Annotated in this window: 14 protein-coding genes; 8 read left to right on the top strand and 6 right to left on the bottom strand. The window is 43.2% G+C overall.

The features are described 5' to 3' along the window. Nucleotides 1-30 precede the first annotated feature (30 nt). From AC25JC_RS07105 to AC25JC_RS07070, 8 genes are all read left to right on the top strand, one after another. Nucleotides 31-1,872, top strand: coding sequence for a monovalent cation:proton antiporter-2 (CPA2) family protein (locus AC25JC_RS07105; protein WP_486923766.1), 1,842 nt, complete (start codon nt 31-33; stop codon nt 1,870-1,872). Between the two features lie 50 nt (nt 1,873-1,922). Next, on the top strand, nt 1,923-2,798 hold the full coding sequence (hslO, locus tag AC25JC_RS07100; protein WP_180116660.1) for an Hsp33 family molecular chaperone HslO: 876 nt from the start codon (nt 1,923-1,925) through the stop codon (nt 2,796-2,798). Between the two features lie 246 nt (nt 2,799-3,044). After that, nucleotides 3,045-3,497 carry a DUF2147 domain-containing protein gene (locus AC25JC_RS07095; RefSeq protein ID WP_373686227.1) on the top strand — a complete coding sequence of 151 codons (453 nt, stop codon included), beginning with the start codon at nt 3,045-3,047 and terminating at the stop codon, nt 3,495-3,497. Between the two features lie 284 nt (nt 3,498-3,781). Next, nucleotides 3,782-4,246: a DUF2147 domain-containing protein gene (locus tag AC25JC_RS07090; RefSeq protein ID WP_168377964.1), complete on the top strand. Its 465-nt coding sequence runs from the start codon at nt 3,782-3,784 to the stop codon at nt 4,244-4,246. 188 nt (nt 4,247-4,434) lie between these two features. Next, a complete protein-coding gene (locus tag AC25JC_RS07085) occupies nt 4,435-4,899 on the top strand; it encodes a DUF2147 domain-containing protein (RefSeq protein WP_078192815.1) in 465 nt (154 codons plus the stop codon). Nucleotides 4,900-5,040: 141 nt separating this feature from the next. After that, nucleotides 5,041-6,003: a DnaJ C-terminal domain-containing protein gene (locus tag AC25JC_RS07080; RefSeq protein ID WP_486923807.1), complete on the top strand. Its 963-nt coding sequence runs from the start codon at nt 5,041-5,043 to the stop codon at nt 6,001-6,003. A gap of 10 nt (nt 6,004-6,013) precedes the next feature. After that, on the top strand, nt 6,014-6,352 hold the full coding sequence (locus AC25JC_RS07075; protein ID WP_078189792.1) for a chaperone modulator CbpM: 339 nt from the start codon (nt 6,014-6,016) through the stop codon (nt 6,350-6,352). 69 nt (nt 6,353-6,421) lie between these two features. Then, nucleotides 6,422-6,685 (top strand): HP1242/YdcH family protein, encoded by a 264-nt coding sequence (locus tag AC25JC_RS07070; protein WP_180002890.1) that lies wholly within the window; start codon nt 6,422-6,424, stop codon nt 6,683-6,685. A gap of 477 nt (nt 6,686-7,162) precedes the next feature. Here AC25JC_RS07070 and AC25JC_RS07065 read toward each other — a convergent pair whose 3' ends face one another. The 6 genes from AC25JC_RS07065 to AC25JC_RS07040 form a co-directional block, all read right to left on the bottom strand. Beyond that, a complete protein-coding gene (locus AC25JC_RS07065) occupies nt 7,163-8,431 on the bottom strand; it encodes a magnesium transporter CorA family protein (protein WP_486923765.1) in 1,269 nt (422 codons plus the stop codon). A 137-nt stretch (nt 8,432-8,568) separates the two neighbouring features. Then, entirely contained in the window at nt 8,569-10,656 is a 2,088-nt protein-coding gene (gene pnp, locus AC25JC_RS07060) for a polyribonucleotide nucleotidyltransferase (protein WP_171262611.1), read from the bottom strand. Nucleotides 10,657-10,929: 273 nt separating this feature from the next. Next, complete coding sequence (gene rpsO, locus AC25JC_RS07055; RefSeq protein WP_005007057.1) at nt 10,930-11,199, bottom strand: 30S ribosomal protein S15; 270 nt, start codon at nt 11,197-11,199, stop codon at nt 10,930-10,932. Nucleotides 11,200-12,066: 867 nt separating this feature from the next. After that, nucleotides 12,067-13,854 carry an exodeoxyribonuclease V subunit alpha gene (recD, locus tag AC25JC_RS07050; protein WP_486923806.1) on the bottom strand — a complete coding sequence of 596 codons (1,788 nt, stop codon included), beginning with the start codon at nt 13,852-13,854 and terminating at the stop codon, nt 12,067-12,069. Between the two features lie 134 nt (nt 13,855-13,988). After that, nucleotides 13,989-17,759 (bottom strand): UvrD-helicase domain-containing protein, encoded by a 3,771-nt coding sequence (locus AC25JC_RS07045; RefSeq protein ID WP_486923764.1) that lies wholly within the window; start codon nt 17,757-17,759, stop codon nt 13,989-13,991. Beyond that, nucleotides 17,756-21,541, bottom strand: a complete 3,786-nt coding sequence (locus AC25JC_RS07040; protein WP_486923763.1) for an exodeoxyribonuclease V subunit gamma — start codon at nt 21,539-21,541, stop codon at nt 17,756-17,758. The genes AC25JC_RS07045 and AC25JC_RS07040 overlap by 4 nt, the downstream gene beginning before the upstream one ends. Nucleotides 21,542-21,651 lie beyond the last annotated feature (110 nt).

Below are 21,651 nucleotides of genomic sequence, written 5' to 3'. Positions count from 1 at the left end.
CGACCAAAAATACCACTCTAGGACGAGTAAATGTCACTACTGTTACAGATCACAATTTTCCTTGGCGCATCCTTATTGCTTGTCCCTTTGCTCAAGCGCTTTGGTATTGCAACGGTATTGGGATATCTGTTCACCGGTATTTTGCTCGGCCCCGATGTCTTTAACATTGCCAGTGATCCCGAAGCGATCCAAGAGCTCGCTGAATTTGGCGTGATCTTACTGATGTTCCTGATCGGACTCGAACTTCGTCCACAGCGGCTATGGAGCATGCGTAGTTCTATTTTCGGCATGGGCAGTTTACAAGTCGGTCTGACCGGTCTGCTTTTAGCGCTAGGCAGTTTTTTTGCCTTACAACAAGGCATTGCAGCCAGTATCGTTATCGGTTTCGCTCTGGCACTCTCCTCTACTGCCTTTGTCTTGCAGATGCTGAGTGAAAAACAGCAATTAAACACCACCTATGGGCAACAATCCTTTTCGATTTTGCTGTTTCAAGATATGGCCGCAATTCCCCTGATTGCAGTCATCCCCCTGCTCGCAGGAACAGAATCATCACATCACGGAATCGCCTATTTCGCTGCAATCATTGCGACTTTTTCAGGCTTATTTTTATTTAGTCGATACTTAATGCGGCCTTTTTTCCGTTTCGTTGCGAAAAGTGGCGCGCATGAACTGATCACTGCTGTTGGCTTATTTATTGTGCTGGGTGTCGTGGTGTTGATGGATGTACTGGGCATCAGTACCACACTCGGAGCATTTCTGACCGGCGTGCTATTGGCAGACTCGGAATTCCGCCATGAACTCGAAGCCAGTATTGCTCCGTTTAAAGGGCTTTTACTTGGTTTGTTCTTTATGACCGTGGGCATGACCACAGAACTGTCATTATTCGTTGAAATGCCGTGGTTCATTATCGGTGGTGCATTGGCACTGATGCTCATCAAAATGGCGTCACTTACGGCGATTGCGCGTTATCTTAAAAATTCATGGCGCAACAGTATTTTACTGGCGACCTGTTTGGCTCAAGGCGGTGAATTTGCCTTTGTGGTCTTTAGTGTGGCGAAAAGTGAAAATGTCGTACAGCAAGCCATTTTGGAGCCATTAACCCTCATCGTCACTTTGTCGATGGTGTTGACCCCTATGTTGTACTGGTTAATACAATCACAAATTTTGCCACGTTTTAATCCAAAAACCATCCCCGAATATGACGACATTCCGGATGAACATAATCCTGTGATTATTGCGGGCTTTGGACGTTTTGGACAAATCATTGCTCGTGTGGCGCATTTACAGCATTTGTCTTTTACCGCTATTGATAGCAACTTAGACAAAGTCGATTTCGTACGTAATTATGGTGGTCATCTATATTATGGCGATGCCACACAACCAGATATTTTACGCGCTGCGGGCATTGAACATGCCAAAGTGTTCGTCCTTGCCATAGATGATATTGAAGACTCGATGAACGTGGCGCGTCATATTCGCCTGAATTACCCTCAGTTAAAATTATTGGTCCGTGCGCGTGACCGTCATCAGGTGCATCTGCTGCGTGATTTGGGGATTGAGCATATTTGGCGTGAAACCTATTTATCGTCTTTAGGAATGGCCTATCACATGCTGTGCGACTTAGGCATCAGCGATGAAGATGCCTATAAAAGTATCGAATTGTTCCGTGATTATGATGAAAAACTGCTGACTCAACAGCAGCAAATCTATACCGATGAACAAAAAATTTATGAAACGCATCGTAACGCTTTAGCTGAACTGGAACATTTGTTTGAAAGCGATGCGCAAGCCCTTGAAAAACCTACAGGTGTTGATTTACAACGCAGCTTACAACGTCATCGTATTGATGTCACAAGAGATGATAATGAATGACTTGTGTTTTACAATATCGTCACCATTAAAGCAGGGTTATGGAGAATTTTATGTCAGATTTACGCCAACGCTTTTTTATTGAAGATAGCCCTGTTCGTGGAGAAGTGGTTCATCTTGAAGAAGCCCTACAAACGATTCTTGCACAGCGTGACTATGCACCTGCTGTACAAATTCTCTTGGGTGAAATGCTCAGCGCGACTGCCTTGTTGGCCAGCACCTTAAAAATTAAAGGTCGTATTAGCTTACAAATTCAGGCTGCAGGCACTTTTAAATGGGCAATGGCGGAATGTAATCATCTCGGTGAAGTTCGCGCACTTGCAGATTATGAAGAAGACCCGCACTTTCAAACCGCTGAAGACAGCAGCACGGTACTCAAAGCCTTGGTAAACCCAGTACTTTTCATTAATATCGAGCCTGAATTTGGTGAGCGTTATCAAGGGATTGTACCTTTAGACAAACCGACTTTAGCGGGTTGCTTGATGCAATATTATGATCTATCTGCACAGATCCCAACACGCATCGTCTTAGCAAGCAGCAACAGCCGTTCAGGTGGTTTACTGATCCAGTTATTGCCTCGTAACAACGAAGAAGAACAACGCCGTGTCGATGAAGACCTATGGCCACGTTTAACCATGCTGACTGAGACATTAAAAGCAGAAGAGTTAACGTCTTTATCCGCAAATGAAATCTTATATCGTTTATATAACGAAGAAGAAGTTCGTCTTCCTGAAACTGAGGCCTTAAAATTTGGCTGTACATGTTCAAAAGAACGCTGTGCGACAGCACTTGAACAAATCGGTGTTGCTGCAGTTCGTGAAACCTTAGAGTTTCAAAACCCAATTGAAATGGACTGCCAATTCTGTAATACAAAATATACCTTTACGGCAGAAGAAGCTTTATCCCTTTTTGGTCAACACCTTAGCTAAATCATTGCATGATTAAAAGCCTAAATCTAAGCATCCTTCGGGGTGCTTTTTTATTGTCCCGATAAAATTTAGACCTACTACTTTCTTCCGCTTAGTCGAATGGTTTCGAGCTTTAGAACCTCAACATGATCAACTGTATTTGCGATCAAATTTTTTTCGAGTAGAATCGCGCCAGAAATAAAGTCAAAAAAACCAACAAAGCTTTATTTTTTAATAGAAAAATAATGTAAAAAAACTGGATAAAATATGAAACTCAAAACACTCACTATTGCTTTAGCCATGTTCTGCTTTGGCCCAATGACAGCACATGCAGCAGACCTCGTCGGGACCTGGAAAACCATAGATGACAAAACAGGCTATGCCCGTGCTGAAGTCCAAATCACCAAATTAAAAGACGGCAGCTATAGCGGTAAAATCACCAAAGTACATGCCATCCCTAACCGCCCTGTCACCACGATTTGTGAAAAATGCGAAGGTAAACTCAAAAATGCACCCTTAATTGGTTTACCGATATTCTCTGGCTTTAAACATAATGCAAAAGAGAATGCGTACACCGATGGCAAGGTGATCGACCCACTTTCAGGCAATACTTATCAAGGTAAAGGGCAATTGAATGCGCGCGGCAATGTCCTGACACTTCGAGGTTATGTTGGAACCACGCTTCTCGGCCGGACGGTATCTTGGATCCGCGTCAACTAAAGTCGCCATTTGGCTTTCATTGGCATGATGAACTCAACTCCAGACGAGTTCATCATGCCGATAATAATCTACTTTGAGATGAATTCCGACTATTTTACTAGTGCGTAGACGTTCAGCATAAACCTCATTTAGCGCCAACTCGTTCATGTTTTGGCTCAAAATATAAATACCAATTCTTAAAAAATCACTAGAATATTCATATTATTTCAGGCTACATTAAACCCATAATATTTTTATGCCTTTAAGTTTTAGGCATCCGCTTTTTGTGTAATGTGGGTAATTATATGGCTGTTAAATTCCTCCCTTCTATCCTGTTCGGCATGTTCTCCATCTGCAGTTTATCCTCTGCTTTTGCAGCGATTGACCCCTTAGTGGGGACATGGAAAACCATTGATGATCGAACAGGATATTCCCTTGCCGATGTGGTGATTCGTAAAGATAAGCATGACCTGTATTCGGCCACCATTATCCAAAGCCGAAGCGTACCCGGAACAGCAAATGTTTCGACATGCACGCAATGCACCGGTGCTCAGAAAAATAAACCCATGGTCGGTTTAACCACTTTAAGCGGCTTAAGCGCTGATCCAGAAAAGCCCAATGAATTTGTGGGTGGAGTGATGCTCGATCCCAAATCAGGCAAGCACTACAATGCACGCGCTCGTTTGATGAATAATGGCAAGCATTTGATCATCAATGGTCGTACTGAAGGCTCTGCAATTGGACGCAATGTCACTTGGGTCAAAAACTAAGCACGAGGCCTTTAAATCATTAAAGGCCTTTTTTAACTTAAAAATTAGAGTAAAAACTCCATATTAAAGCAGTGTTTTAAAAAAATCTGCCAAATACATCACAAACCATCACATTGATTTTGTAGGGCTTTATATATAAATTAGGCAACTTACTCTAAAAACACAATTCTGAATTTTCAGGGGATGAAATGAAAAAAATATATCAACAATTATTTGCCGGAATACTACTTAGCACTTTGTCAGGATTGTCAATCGCTGCGGAAACCGATCCGCTAGTGGGTAAGTGGAAAACTGTCGATGACCGCACCGGATATTCACGTGCAGACGTTGAAATTCGCAAAAAAGCCGATGGAAGCTATGAAGGCATCATTGTCACCACACGCAATGTCCCTGGCACTGAAAAAATGGGCGTCTGCTCGAACTGCCCAGGTGAATTGAAAAATAAACCTTTTATCGGCTTGCCATTTATTTGGGACTTTAAACAAGATCCAAAAAATCCACGTGAATTCCAAAACGGTAAAGTTCTGGACCCGATTGGTGGAAAAATCTATAAAGGCAAAGCAAGACTTAGTGCTTCAGGAAAACATTTAACTATACGTGGGTATGTTGGTGTATCTGTGATTGGTCGTAGTGTCACTTGGATAAAATATTAATTTTAAATGTGTTTTTAAAAGCCTCCTCGTGAGGCTTTTTTATTGTCATGTTTTGAAACAATATGCTGCAGTTTGCCCCTATGACAGTTTGATGAACCCTTCTATATTGATTAAAACATGATTAATATTTATACAGAGAGTATGCCAGACAATCACTATCAAACTTTAGGGATCGCCCGAGATGCTTCGGCAGATCAAATTAAAAAAGCCTATCGAAAATTGGCGCGTAAATATCACCCTGACGTCAGCAAAGAAGCTGATGCCGAAACGCGTATGCAAGCGATTAATGTTGCATACGACACTTTAAGTGATGCCGAAAAGAAAAAACAATACGATTTTGAACTCGATCATCCACAAGGATTTGCTGGGTTTAATGCTGGCAGCCAAGGTGGTTTTGACCAATCTCAGTTTTATCGCCAATCGACGAGTGATGGTCAGCATGCGGACTTTAGTGGATTTGAAGACTTGTTTGGTCGTTTTGGGCAAGGCTTTGGTGGCGGTGACTATCAGTATCAACGTGCAAACCGCCAAACCAAGAGCTTCCGTGGTGAAGACCAACACGCCAGTTTAGAAGTGGATTTAGATATTGCCTTTCATGGTGCAACGCAGAATATCACCTTACAGATTCCAAGCCTGAATGCGCATGGTGAGCCTGAAGTGCAACGTAAAACCCTGCAAGTCAAAATTCCTGCAGGTATGAAATCAGGTCAACAAATTCGACTCTCCGGCCAAGGGCAAGCCGGCTATAACGGTGGAGCCGCTGGCGATTTATACATTGAAATTTTGTATAAACAAACCGAGCAAACCCGTGTAGAAGGTGCTGATGTTTTCCAACAACTGAATATCAGTCCATGGGAAGCAGCATTGGGTCAAAAAATTGCATTTACCAGTCCTGATGGCAAAATATTAGAGCTACAGATTCCTAAAAATGCGCGTACTGGACAGCAGCTACGATTAAAGGACAAAGGGATACCAAACAAAACACCCGGACAGCTTTACCTGATTTTAAATATAGTGATACCAGCTGCACAAACAGAACAAGAGCAACAAGCTTATGCGGCTTTTGCTCAAGCTTTTCCGTCATTTAATCCACGACAGTCTTAAGGAGAGCACCATGACAACAATTCATTATCGTGAAATTGTCTGTGACGGATGTAAACAGACTGAAATCGTAGACGAAAAAAGTAGTTTTGATCTACAACACTTTGCCTCTGCCTGTGGGCAAAGTCCAGAATGGGTTCTGCAACTACTCGAATACGATATTCTGCCTAGCCGTTCAGAAGACAGGATTCATCAATTTTTTGGCGATGATATATCTCGCGCACGGCGTGCCTATCGGCTTCAACGAGATTTCGATGCCAGTTTTACTGCGGTCGCCATGATGCTCGACCTGATTGATGAAGTCCAACAACTACGTCGCCAAGTGAAACACCAACAGCTTCATTCGCACTAAATGTATTCGTGAACGCTCTGTCCTGCAGGGCGTTTTTCTTTTTTCTTGTAGAGGAAATGATCGACAACCATGAAAACACGAGATTGCAATAAAAAAGTCAAAAACATGTTTCCTGAGTACCGTGATTTGGTCACTCAGTTACGTGATGAAAATCCGCATTTTGCGCGGATCTTTGAAGAACATGATGAGTTGGATCGCGAAATCATTCAATTGGAATTAGATCCTGTTAATCACTACAACACGGATATTGAGACCATTAAGCGTAAGAAATTAAAGCTAAAAGATGAAATTTATCGCTTACTGAAAAGTAATGAAAATGATGATATATCTTGAGATATCGACTCGTATAGGGGAATTTTCATGATGCATGTCGTTCGCAGTACAACCCACGAGGCTAAGCAATTGAATTGCTAAGACCATAAGGATCGGTCAAATCGCGTTGTACTGCAGATTCTTTAAAAAACAAAATGTAAAACAATTACATCATGACAAAGGATTCATCATGCACATGCATCATGTCCTATTGGGTGGCATTACTCAGTTTCAGTAGTCTATTACATGCCAGTGATAAACGAGTATTTGAAAAACCATGGATGACCAAACAGGATATTCACGCGGTGATGTGACCATCGTCAAAAATGCCGACGGGACGTATAGTGGAACACTTACTGCAATACGCCCAATGCCGTACAAGCCCTTGGTCGAAGTGTGCTTAAAACGCAAAGGCAAACTCAAATATGCACCCTTGGTGAGTCTCGAAGTTATCAAAGGATTTAAAGCAGACCCATCCATCAGAGAAGCTAACGCGAACTATTTGAGTTTCGTCAGCTTCTCAATTTCTTTCATAGTTTTAACCGTACCTTTGACTGTGCCCTTCACCGTTTGTTTAATTGGTTCATAATCCATAAACCAAAACAAATTCATGTGTTGATCGCCATGTTGCTGTGCCAGCATATCAATCACACTTTTTTCGCCACGCCCCACCAAATGCCGTCGATAAAAATAATACAGCAGTAAAATCGTGGTAATCAACATGATACCAAGCATGATCCAAAAACCGGTTGGCGATTTGAGTCCGGGAATAAACTCAAAGTTCATACCGTATATACCAGTTAATAAGGTTAATGGTGCGAAAATTGCCGTAATAATTGCTAAAATACGCATATTTTCATTGGTTTGGTTGGCCACCGCTGAAAAATGCAGATCAATCGCGGCCTGCACGGCACTGCGTAATCGTGTGGTGTGTTTTTGAATGCGTTCGATATGGCTGGTTAAATCATCTACACGAACCAGCATGATATCCTGCTTTTCACTGCGCTTTTTGCCTTTCAAATGTGGGTAATTATCCACAACTTCATCACGTAGTTCTTGCAAGGCTTCAATTTGCTCTTCACACAAGTTTTCCACTTGCTGAAAGGCCATATTTTCCTGCAACAACTGATGCCACTTGGTAAAACGTCGATGCCCTTGCAGCAGCTCTTGCTGCCAAAACTCGACACGGCGGGTCAACGGAACACGTAAATCGAGGTATCCATCTACCATATTATTCAGTAAGCGCAAAGCCAAATCTAAGGGTGTAAGGGCTAATTTTCGTGGTTTATTTTGTTCATCAATCGGCCGAGAAATTAAGGTTTCAATTCGTTGGATATAACTTTCAATCGCTTTGTTGCCTTTTTCGCGTACTGTAATCAGCACTTGGGGCGTGAGCAAAAAACTGATCGGGGTGGTCGCCAAACCAAAGACCCGCTCATGCTTTTCAAGCGCATCGGCGCCGGCAGCAATTTGGTCATCGGGTGTGACCATTTTTCTAAAAATTAATAAATCGTAATCATCAAGTGTGTCAAAAGCACACGGATGCTCTAAATTTAAAATATCCCGCAGATGGTATTCATTGACCCGCAAGTCTGATGCCTGAAAAATATCACTCTGCCACTGCTCTGGGCGGTTGACGACATCTTCACGGGTACAATCAATCCAAATAAACTCAGGCTCAAGTTCAGGATGATGCTCACATTGCACTTGGTCTTGCACATAGATATGCGCGGCTGTTGGATGCTGAAAAAAATAATAGGTTTGCATATCTCATTTATTATTGTGTTTACTTTTTGCATGATGCCATAAAAAAGCCTTGAGCAAGTCAAAGTTCATACTCTGACTGCACTCAAGGCTTTTTAGAATCCATTCACAGAGCCGAAACCCTGTGAATCAGCAAACTATTAAGCTTGTTCGATGTCTTTCATGGTTAATTTGATACGACCGCGGTTGTCGACATCAGCAACTTGTACTTTGATCTCTTGACCTTCAGATAATACGTCTGAAACGTTCGCAATGCGTTCGTTAGAAATTTGAGAGATGTGAAGTAAGCCATCAGTACCTGGAAGGATGTTTACAAACGCACCAAATTCAACGATACGAATCACTTTACCAGTGTAGATTGTACCTGGTTCGATTTCAGCAGTAAGCGCTTGGATTTTCGCAACAGCAGCAGAAGCAGCCGCTTTAGTTTCACCAAATACGCGAACTGTACCGTTATCTTCGATATCGATTGCTGCTTTAGTTTCTTCAGTGATCGCACGAATCGTTGCGCCGCCTTTACCAATCACATCACGGATCTTATCAGGGTTGATGTTGATCACTTGGAATGTAGGCGCGTGCATAGAGATTTCAGGACGAGCGCGTGAAATCACTTGGTTCATTGCATTTAAGATGTGCATACGACCTGCATACGCTTGGTTCAATGCAACTTCCATGATCTCTTCAGTAATACCTTCGATCTTGATGTCCATTTGAAGTGCAGTAATACCGTTTGCAGAACCTGCTACTTTAAAGTCCATGTCGCCAAGGTGGTCTTCGTCACCCAAGATGTCAGAAAGCACTGCGAAACGCTCGCCTTCTTTGACTAGACCCATTGCGATACCCGCAACTGGCGCTTTAAGTGGAACACCTGCGTCCATAAGTGATAGAGAAGCACCACATACAGAAGCCATTGAAGATGAACCGTTAGATTCAGTGATGTCCGATACGATACGGATCACGTACGGGAAGCGGTCAGCTGCTGGAAGTACAGCTTGTACACCACGACGCGCTAAACGACCGTGACCGATTTCACGACGTTTAGGACCAGATTCACGACCAGTTTCACCTACAGAGTATGCAGGGAAGTTGTAGTGCAACATGAAGTTGTCAGTTTTCGTACCCGCTAATGTATCTACCATTAACGCATCACGTGTATTACCCAAAGTTGTTGTTACCAACGCCTGAGTTTCACCACGTGTGAATAATGCAGAACCGTGAGCACGGTCTAACACGCCAACTTGTACGTCAAGCGCACGAACTGTTTTCGTATCACGGCCATCAATACGTGGTTTACCTGACAAGATGTTGTCACGTACTGTACGGTATTTCAGGTCTTCGAATAATTCAGCTAAGTCGTCAGCGATACCGTCAACGTCTTCTTCTGGAACGAATTGAGCAACAGCTTCAGCTTGAAGCGCATCAAGTGCTGCATAACGATCGTGTTTAACAGCGATTGTGTATGCTTCAGAGATTTTCGCTTCAAACGCTTCTTTTAATTTTGCACGAAGGTCTTCGTTTTTCGCAGGTGCAGTCCAAGTAGACTCTGTTGCACCAGCAGCCGCAGCAAATTCTTTAATCGCTTGGATCGCGATTTGCATTTCGTCATGACCGAACAATACAGCGCCAAGCATTTGGTCTTCAGAAAGTTCTTTCGCTTCTGATTCAACCATCAATACTGCAGATTCTGTACCTGCAACCACAAGGTCAAGGTCAGATTCTTTAAGCTGTTCGTGGTTCGGGTTAAGGATGTATTCACCGTTGATTAAACCAACGCGCGCACCACCGATTGGACCACGGAAAGGCGTACCCGCAATTGCAAGTGCAGCAGATGTACCTAACATTGCAGCAATGTCAGCATCCATCGTTTTGTCAGAAGAAATCACAGTCGCAGTCACTTGGATTTCGTTGTAGTAACCTTCTGGGAACAACGGACGAATTGGACGGTCGATTAAGCGTGAAATAAGAGTTTCAGCTTCAGACGCGCGGCCTTCACGTTTACCGTAACCGCCCGGGATACGACCTGCAGCATATTGTTTTTCTTGGTAGTTAACAGTCAATGGGAAGAAGTCTTGACCTGCTTTAGCTGTTGGTTGAGCAACAACGGCAACAAGAACTTGTACACCCCCCATAGTGATGATCACAGTGTTCGCTTGACGCGCAACACGACCTGTTTCTAGGACAACTTGATGCTGACCATATTGGAATTCTTTACGAATAATATTAAACATCGACATGTTTTATTTTTTCCTGATTTTATTCTAGTGGAGACCCCTAAGGTTTGGCATTCACTCAACGCCCCAAACGCTGCAACATAAATGACAAAGCTTAGAAGCCGACCTCACTAGATATTAAAAACATTAATTAAAAATACTAATTTGAGACACAAAGAAGGAGCGAATCAACGCCCCTTCCCCATTATCCAACCAAGGTTGGATAGACTTTAGTTTTCAGTAATACAGCACTAAGCATGCAATAGTCCGAAAATAAAAGTTTAAATCGAATTAACGACGTAAACCTAAAGCAGCAATCAATGCGCTGTAACGAGTAGCGTCTTTACCTTTAAGGTAGTCAAGAAGCTTACGACGTTGGTTAACCATACGGATAAGACCGCGACGGCTATGGTGGTCGTGTTTGTGCTCTTTGAAGTGACCTTGTAAATCATTGATTTGAGCAGTTAAAAGAGCTACTTGAACTTCTGGTGAACCAGTGTCGTTTTCAGCGCGAGCGAATTTTGCAACGATCTCTGCGCGATCTGCGTTTGTTAAAGCCATTCGATTTCTCCGAGATGCTTATAAAGTTAACTTTTGATACGAATCAACTGATAAATCAGCTGACTGCCGTGCATCACTACAGCAAGTGCATTATATTAAGGGAAAATCGTCCCAATTGCAAAAAGAGATGGCCGACTTCGTCAGGTTTTCATGACGATAATAGCGCCTTTTTTTCACATCGATTCCATTATAAATTTTTTATATGTTTCGATACTTTATGCGACACAAAACCGCATATTTCTAACATATTGAATGCGATGTCATTGAATGAATTTTAAACTGATTTTTTGATATATTTTGCCACTCGATGTTTAGCATGCAAAACTCAAAGTGGAATGACTAAAAAAAAGCCCGAGCTAGGCTCGGGCTTTTTTGCGCTGTAGTTTCTTCTTTTTTAGTTATTGTTTTATTATTTATTGTTTTATGTGGCGCTTTTCCGCGTCCTTATGTCAAACATTCCATGTTTTAACTTGCACTTCCTTATGTGGTAGATTTTGCCACAACGGCTATTAGATAAAAGTCGTATTTTTCGTATCTATATGTAAGCTTTTTCGTACATCAGTTAAGCTCTATTTCTTTTCTGTTACAGCGTATAGGCATTTCTTATTTTCCAGACATAAAAAAGCCCTGTAGTCTCTCCCAAAACTACAAGGCTTAGCGGCTGTAAGTTTCCTATTTCCTTACTTCACTGTAAGTTCGCTGTCTTTTGACGTTATTCTTATACTTTTGCGATTTTACTCAACCATCCGTGTTGAGTTCTTTTTCTGTGAAGTCATCTTCTCAAAAAGCTCTAAAAAGCTCTATGCGCAAATCTCCTGAATCGATGTAAGCCATTTCTTACAAAATACGGTACATTTTGCCCAGGCTTTACAAAGATAGGTGATTGTTAATTTTTTCTAACAAACCACTAACTCGTGCTGTTCTTTTTATAAGCGCTTTTGCCAATGCATCTTTTGCAACAAGTAAACTCACCACTTTTTTTGCACGTGTGATAGCGGTATAAATCAGCTCTTTACTCATCATTTCGGTTGCATGATTTTCCAAAACTACCGCCGTATGGGTAAATTCAGAACCTTGAGACTTATGTATAGTCAATGCGTAGGAAGTTTCTATACTTTTAGGTAACCGTGTTGCCACAACCCATTTATCCAAACTGGGAAAATAAACCTCAAACTGCGACTTTTCCGTCATCGGTCGTTTTAAGCAAATCCCAATATCACCATTTGATAGTCCAAGTTGATAATCGTTATAGGTCATCATGACTGGACGCCCCACGTACCAATCCCCTTGTTTCAACACACCCAAGGCATTTAAGACCCGAAGTTCAATCTGCTGATTGAGCTCATGTAAGCCTAATTTTCCATGTCGAATGGCCGATAGAATCCGATAATCATCAAAATAGCGAATCAATTGGGCTAACCAATCTGCATATTCAGCGGGTTGCTCTGGCCATTGTTTTAACCATGCCACATAGGGCTGAAAACCATACATCAGTTGATCATAATATTTTGCCCAATGTGCCGCACTGTTCGTAGCGTCGGGGAGATATTGCAACTGAATCACATCGCTCATATTCGGTGTCAGTTGAATCGGTTGAAGTTCGGATGCAGACACTACTTGATGTTCGAATTTCGCCAGAACTTCTGTGGTTGCTTGCTGCTGTTCTTGTTGTTGAATAAAATCGGCAAACTCACCAATGGCTGCACCCTGTACAAAACGGCGGCTGGTCTGTAAATGGGTACGGTTGGCTTGTAAGGCATCCACTTCCTGAAGGTTGGCCAAAACTGCGCCAACATCGACCGAAGCCAACTGTTCTGCATCCCCCAATAGAATCAGCTTACTGTGCTGAGGGATTGCCGCGAATAGCATCTGCGCCAAACTTAAATCCAACATGGAGGCTTCATCGACCACAATGACGTCATAGGGTAAGCGTTGGCGCTCATTAAACCGCGGGATAGCGCGCGTCCCTAAACCCAATAGACGATGCAAAGTTACGGGTTTCAAATGTTTGTGAATAATCGAATAATGCTGCAATGCAGGATCTTTAAACGCTGCTTGTAAGGCTTCTTCCATTCGCTGCGCCGCTTTTCCTGTCGGCGCTGCCATCGCAATTCTTAAATTTGGATTTTGCTCATTCAACACGGCAATAATCCGAGCCAAGGTATAAGTTTTACCTGTCCCAGGCCCACCGGTAATGATATTAAAATTGTGCTGACACACCATGTGCAGTGCTTGGATCTGATGGGGATCGGTCAGTAAATCCTTTTCAATATTAAGCATCTGCGTTTGATTAAGATCGTGCTCTGTTTGCTGTTTTAAACGTGCAACTTGCTTGGCTAAAGCATTTTCTAGTGCCCAATAGCGATAGAGATACAGTCGCTGTGAATCAAATACAAAAGGCGCAACCGGCGTTTTTTCAGCTTGCTCAAGCTGAACCATCTGAGCCAAACATTGAATCTGCGCATCTTCGGCCAAAATACAACTGTCGCCTTTTTCCACGGCTTGCATCAATTGTTGAATTAACTGATTTGCAGCAGGATGACTGGCCTGATTGGGTAAATAATGTTGGATTAAATAGTCAATCCAATCCGGTAAAACCGCATCTAAATCAGCAGTTTCTTGGGGATTTTGGGTAACTAAAACCTGCGTTTCCACAGTATTTTCTTGTCCCGCATGCAAAGACTGTGCTGACAAGGCTTTTTGATCATTTTCCACACAGTTATCCTCAAACTTATCCACAATGCAACTTATTGTTTCAGCGTGAATATTTTTATCTTTTTCGTGCTTTTTCACGTTTTAGCCACAACCTTTTCGCTCAATATTGCATCGAGGTTTTGAATGAATGTATCCGCCGGCTTCCAGTGATATACCCCACGATCGGACTGTCCATCCATACCACGAAGATACAGATAACTCGCCCCACCCAAATGCTGCGTCATATCATAGTCTTTCATCACGGCTTTCAAATAACGATGCAGGGCCACCAAATATAATGCAGCCTGCAACCAGTAACTGGAATGACTCATACTTTCTCGAATATAGGCATGATCATAATGTGCGGTCTGATCGCCTAAGAAATTACTTTTATAATCGGCAATGTGATAGCGCTGACCATCAAAATACACCAAGTCAATCGACCCCGTCAGATAGCGTGCTGTAAACACATCATTCAAATCTTGTATTTGTAAATCTGGCTCTTTTAGGCTTTCAAATAGCATGCGTATTTTACGTATCGCCAATGCACGATCTGCCATACTCAAATGAAAATCCATTTCCGAACGATATTCGCCATCGTTTAACTGATGCAAGCTAAAACCATCATGCAATGGTGTATGAATAATTTGACTGTACCATTCCCGCATTTCTTCAATCAGTTCAGCTTCATCTTGCTCAGGGTTTGCCGTTTGCCCGAACTGTTTCATTAAGTTTTGCAACATTTGCGGCGAATCAAACTCAACATCACTATGAAAACGTGATGCGATGGCTTTGGCCAACTTCTCTTCTGGGGTGCTAAATCGAACTTTTTCCATCAATTTATGCAAGAAACTTCCGGGCTTGGTTCCCTTTGGAAAATGCCGTTTAATCCAACTAATTTTCTCTGCAGTTTCTGCTTCAATGATTTCAATTTGTTCCACTTCATCGGCAGCACTGTCTTCTGGCTCGGTCATGACCGCTGCCAGTTGGTCACGTTGTATATGTGCCTTATGCGTCGTGCGCGTGAGCGCGGTAAAACTGGTGGTTTCCCGTGGATAAAAATGGCTGTTGGGAATTTCTTCCGCGTCTAATACAACAGTTTCAACCTGAGTCTGAGTCAAAATTGGTGGTGCTGCACGCAAAACATCAGCATCCACACTTTCTGCATGTTGGAACAGATCAGGTTCGCTTCCACGCCAAAAAGTCAGTCCTGAACGCGCTTCTGCCATTTGTTTCTTTTCTACTTCATGATGACGTAGCACGGCATAGACACGATAACTGGCACGGGTCAACGCCACGTACCACAAGCGATGATGCTCTGCTTCATTGCGCGCATCATTTTGTTGAATATCATCTTCGGGTAAGTCCGAAGACTTCACGGCAATCACACGCTCTAACCCAAGGCTTTTTTGCTGATTGTCTTTAAGGGAAAAATTCAAATTGCCTTTTTCACTTAAGCCTGCATTTGCTCCCAATAAAAATACACAACCAAACTCTAAGCCTTTGGATGCATGAATCGTCATCAGTTGCACCCCCAATTGCCCAGTCAATTTTCGCTCTTGGGTACTTTCATTATTGATGCCTAAATTGATTTGGCGAATAAACCATTGATAAAGCTTATGTGCACCTGTGTAATGTTCACTTTGCTGACTTAATAATTCTGCGATATGGCGTAAATTCACCACTGTGCGTTCATTATCTCGACTTTGCCCAGCCACCAAACGCGTCCACACCTGAAAGACCGTCATGCAGCTATTCCACGCGCTGCGGAATCCTTGCTCATTCCAAATTTGTCGGATCTGTTCGAGTTTTTCAATAATTTCGCTCAGCCCATCTGCCTGCTGTTCGAGTGCGACCAGTTGTTTCAGATCAAAACCCAATAAACGGCTCAGCAGCGCACGTTTCACCTTGGCTTCTTGATAAGGATTTAAAATTGCGGTCAGCAAAGCGGCAACGTCTTGTGCGACGGAACTTTTATAGACGCTGTCCCGTGATGCTTTATAACAAGGAACACCCAGTTGCAATAAACATTGTTGCACTTGCTCTAAGTCGAAATGGTTTTGCCCTAAGACCGCAATATCGTTTGCTGTCAGTGCTCGCTGGGTATTGTTGTCTTGAAAATATAAATGTCCTTGCTGAGCTTGGTTGAGTAATGACTGAATCTGCCAAGCTACTTGTTCAGCTTCATTTAGCGTTTCATCCAAAGCCAACCAACGCAGCGGTTGTGGATTGACTTGATCATGATCAATCAACGGCGGATGCTCACGCTCACCTGCTTGAATCGGGGTGTATTCAACATGCTCACCAAAGTCCGTTTGCCGATGAAACAAGGCATCCACCACTTCAACCAAGTTTTTGACTGAACGATGGTTTTTGTTCAAGGTATAACAACGTCCACCCTTGGTTTGAATATCATGACGCGCTTTACGATAGGTCAGCATGTCACCGCCACGGAACCCATAAATCGCCTGTTTGGGGTCGCCGACCATAATCATACAACCCTGATGTAAGCGCTCCTTGACCCGCCAAATGCTAGACAGCATGTCATCTTGATCTTGGTTGGTGTCTTGAAATTCATCGACTAAAATCAGCGGATATCGTGCCAAAACATGGGCAGCAAAACTGTCTTTCCCTGCTGCTGAACTTTGCTGTAAGGCTTCCGATAAAGTCCGAATTTGTTGTGAAAAGGTGGTTTCCCCTGCGTGAGACAACACTTGAGGCAAACGTTTTTTAGCTTCCTGCGCCAAATAAAAATTCAGGTATTGTTCTGCTTGATTGATATGTTCATAAGCGCTGAGCACCGCTCGGAGTTGTTGAACAAAAGCATGTTGATAAAACGCTATTGAGACATCCGGCTGCTCTTCAACGACTTTGTCTTTAAAGACACGTGGCTTAAATTCAGTTTTATTCGGATCATAAAATAATGAACGGATGGCTTTCATCGTCGGCTGTAACACGTCGGACTGAGTCAAAACCCCTTGGCTACCCGCAGCTTCAAAGTGCTGTAATAACTCGGGAATGCGTGTGTTAAAGGTGACAAAGAATGCCCCTTTATTAAAACGTCGAGCGTCCACCAGGTTTTTATAATGACTTGCGGCATCAAAACACGCTGCAAGCTCTACACGAGCGGCAGGCAGCATTTGCGCAAGCTGATGACACATCGCTTCAAAATGCGCCAAGGCATTTTCGGGTAATTCAGGGACGCGTAAATCCACCGATGGGAAGTTTAGACTTTCCTTTACCACGCCCAGATAATATTCAGGGCCTTTCAACTGATGATTCAACATTAAATATTCAATCAAATGTGCCGGCTGCTGCTGAATCCAATCTCTTAATAAATCATGAATGATCCGTTCAATATGCAGGTCTTCATCATCACTGATTTGCACTTGTTCAATACGACCACTTTCAAAGGCAAATTCACGTAATAACTTTTGACTAAAGCTGTCTAAAGTTCCGACAAAGAGTTCTTCATATTGTTGTAAGACCACGTTCAGACGATTGTAGGCATAATCTAAATGATGCCCATGATCTTTCAGCACTTGCTGATACAAAGGGTCACTCAAACTTTGCTGAAGTTCGGCCAACTCACCTTGAGATGCCGCGAGCAGGCCATAAATAAAGTCACGGGTTTCTTCAATCCGCAGCCGAACCCGCGCTTTGAGTTCCGCTGTGGCTTTACGGGTGAAAGTGGTGGCAATGACCTGATTCGGCATATAGCGATCGAGAAAAATCCGCACCATCAGACTGGAAAGCGTATAGGTTTTTCCTGTACCCGCCGAGGCTTCAATCCAGTGCAGTCCGGTAAAGCTCATGTCTGCAATCGGGTTGGTGGATATTTTCATCGTTTGCTGTGGCATATTCATTTTTTCACCTCAGGCTTGATGACATTGAGTTTTTTTAGGCCGTCATCCGCCTCGGTATCCATCACATGATATAAACGTTCTGCATAATAACGACAGGACAATGCCAGAAGCTCATCTGCCGCTTGTTGCTGTAAAATAAAGCTCCAATCACGATGGTGGCTATTGGCTTCATTCGACTCCAACTCCACTCCACCAAAACTATGATTTTTCAGCCATTCCTCTTGAAGCTTTGCAAAATTATCTGGCATGAGCTGGCCTGTTTCATTCTCCACCCAAGTGCATTTTTCTTGGCGAATTAAGGCAGCAGGCAGCACCACAGGACGTTTTTGTGCATGTTTCCACATCGCCACCCATTCACTGAGCTGCAGCTTGGCTTGTGCAGAGCTTAATCCACAACAGACTATGCTTTTATCATTACAAATCACTTCACGACGATACGTCGCGCCCTCATCGCCTAAGTCTAAATAGCTCAACCACAGCAGATATTCGAGCCAGGTTTGCGTCTGACGCTTAGGCTTTGCCCCAGACGCCATACAGCTTAACCAATGCATACTCTGAGAGTCTTCAGGCACGGTGATACTCAGTATCAAATGCGGTTCAAGCTGTAAGTTTTGTAAGGTGGTCGCGGTTACACGGCGTCCATCTAAACGTGCTAACAATTGTGCCTGCTCTTGTAAACTGAGCTTCCAAGTCGCTATTTGACTATGTCCCACAGGCAGTACATCTTGGAACAAGGCCATATCCGGTTCAGTTGGAGTCGTAGAGTTCTGATCCTCAGCTTTATGGACACGAGAGGCAGGTTGCACATAATGCTTTTGCAATAAGTCACGGACATGATATTGCTGTAAACGGTCGAGCAATAAAGGCTCTTGCTGTGGTAATTGGTCACCGGTATAGACACTGGCCACGCCAAGCGTTTTCAAATATGCACGAGCTGGAAACACCACATCTTTAATCCATTCCTGACCATCCAAAACCCGTACTTCTTGTTCATCATGCACAGGATAATCACGGTTAATCCACGATTGGCGTTGACCAGACTGATCTAAAATATGTTCCGCCACAGCAAACCATTGATCTTTATATCGTAGGTTTTTCGACTGCTGAAAACCCATCGGGTCAAATGGCTGCAAAGGATAAATATGGTATAGCGGCTCGAGCTGCTGTGGAATGCGTAAGCCATCCAAATCCAGCATGGCATCATGTGGTTGGTTCAATTGCTGCGGCTGAATCATCCGTGCGAGGAATTGGCTAAATTCATAAATCACGGATGATGGCTCACGACTTTCACCATCATTGACATCAAAGCCATTATAGAAAATCCACAAGGACTGTCGGGCGAATAACAAGGCATCTAAAAATGCACCTTTATCATCTTCCAAACGTGAGCGATCACCCAATACCGGTTTAAACACATCCATCAAATCAAAAGGCACTTGCTGATCACGACGTGGAAACTTACCACTATCCATGTTCATCAACACCACCAATGAAAATGGGACTTGGCGGATTTTCCCCATGTCCGCAAAGGTCACGGATCCTGTCGGTTCGATCTGATCGGCAGAGCTATCGATGCCTTGTTGTATTTCTTTGAGCAGCAAAGATAATGGCAAATTAAAGCTATTGGGGAGCGACTCAACTTTATCACTTTGAGCATTGTGCAGACGTTGCGTCATCGCACGCATTACACTGCGAATGGTTTCAAATGCACGACCACTGGCCTCCACAAAAGGCTTCAAATCTGCGTCTAATTGTTGCAACCATGCTTTGACCGTCTGTGCGCTGAGATTTGGATTGAGCCAATCTCGACGCGCACTGATATCTCGGTAGATCTGAATTAAAGTTTGCACCAACTCAAAATCACTACTCAACACCCCTGCAAAACTTAACGTGTCCTCAAATACGGCATGTTGTGGAATCGCAATCCCTAAAGCCAAACGGTCTAATGCAAATTTAAAGGTATAACGATAATCTCGGTCTTGCTCGGACAAATAAGCCAACATGTGCTGTTCGTCTAAACCACGACGGAAACCGGCTTGAATCAGCAGTTCCATCATACGTTCCATTTGCACATGGTCGAGCTGATACAGTTCTTGCACCGCATTCAAATTCAGCCAATCATGAAAATCTTCTGCGGTAAAACGACCTTGACTAATTTCAATGCGTCCAACAAAGGCTTGCCATGCATTTTGAATATCTTGACTGACCACCCCTGCAATTTTGACTGGGATATAAGGTAAATCCACAGCACTGCGACCCATGCCTCGAGTCGTCGAAAAGACCGTCCGAATATGCGGTTCCAGTTCTTTTAAGTTTGGCACCAAGACCAAGATATCACTCGGATGGCGTGGCTCTTGTTCCGTGCCATCGGCCAACCAATGCACCAACTGTTCACGTAAAACCTCTAACTGACGCAGGCTAGAATGACAGACATGAAATTGAATCGATTCATCTGAACCCGCGAGTGCATATTGATGCTGCTTGGGTTCTTCTAAGGTCATGATGTCATATTGAATTTGAGCGAGCAGCGTTGTCGGCTCGGTGTCTGGAAAAATATCTTCCCAACCTTCGCCACCAGACATATTCACCAATAATGCAAAGTTATCCCGCGCACGTTTACCTAAACGCGTCAGTAATGAATGCTGAGATTCACGAAATTCGGCATTGGTCGTACTCAGATAGGCCTGAATTTGTGCCGTGCTGACATTGGGATTTCGCTCAATATAACGCTGTTGTAATTTCAAGTTATAACGATCTTTCCATACGGGATCGACCATGTCTGCCCAATACTCACGCGATGGGTTGAAATACAACAGATGCACTTCGGTATACGCTGCCAAGCGATATAAAAATTTCAGTTGTGCAGGGGGTAATTCTAAGGTCGTAAAGACGAAAATCTGTTCAGGCAAACCGTTATAGGTTTGGTGACGCTCATCATCATCGCGCTCATCATCCTCAGCATCCAAATCAAATTGCTGCTGCCGATTTTGCTCAGCATGCGCCAAGGCAAACCAAAATTTATTGTCTATTTCCTGACGGTCATTAAAGTCTTTTTGGAATACTTGATGCCACAGCCAACGCTGCCAATGCTCCAGTTGTCGAGCCTGAGTCGGTAGATATTCATCAGCTTGTTGAGGTTTCAGACCTGTAAGTTGCATAATATTTAACGGCTGGTTATAACTCCACGCTTTTAGCCAGTCAGTATCGCAATGTGGACAAACCCAGTGCTCAACACCTTCATCTGGGGTATGAATACAACTGCCACGAAAGGCCATGTAGTTGGTAAAAAGCCGAGTGACTTGAGCAGCGATCCAGTACAACATTTCTTGGCGCTTTTGCTCACGTTTTTTTCGATCTGAGAGCTGTGCTGTGCTGTCAAAAATACGCTGAACTAAGGGCTGAACATCTGTCGGAATCTGTGCTGCATCAAACTGATCAGCTGCAATAAAAACCGCTAAAGCATTATAAATACGCCATTGCATAATCAACGGCGGCATGTTGATACCTTTAATCCGCTCTCGGTCTTGTTTATTCGGCAAGGCCCAATCGTAGGCTTTCCACTGCAACCCTAAAATTTTACGATGATGCTTAATATTGGCACTAATACTGATTTTTTCAGCAACTTGTTTTTCTAACCATGCTGCAATGGCTTGATCGGGTACCACGATATGCCGTTCTTGCAAGACAGATAATGCATTAGTCGACTGATTTAATTTTAATTTTTTGATTAGACAATCCACCAAAACTTCGATTCTTTGACTCTGAATTACATGTATTGCCATGGATTACCTTTACAGCCTGAGTGACCAACTACTACAAAACAACAATGATTATTTACTATACATCTTGGGCTGTCTATGCGACTTTGACAAGAGAATAGATTGCAAAAAAT

This window comes from Acinetobacter sp. P37 (assembly GCF_057480965.1).
This window is presented reverse-complemented; position numbering and strand designations above follow the sequence as displayed.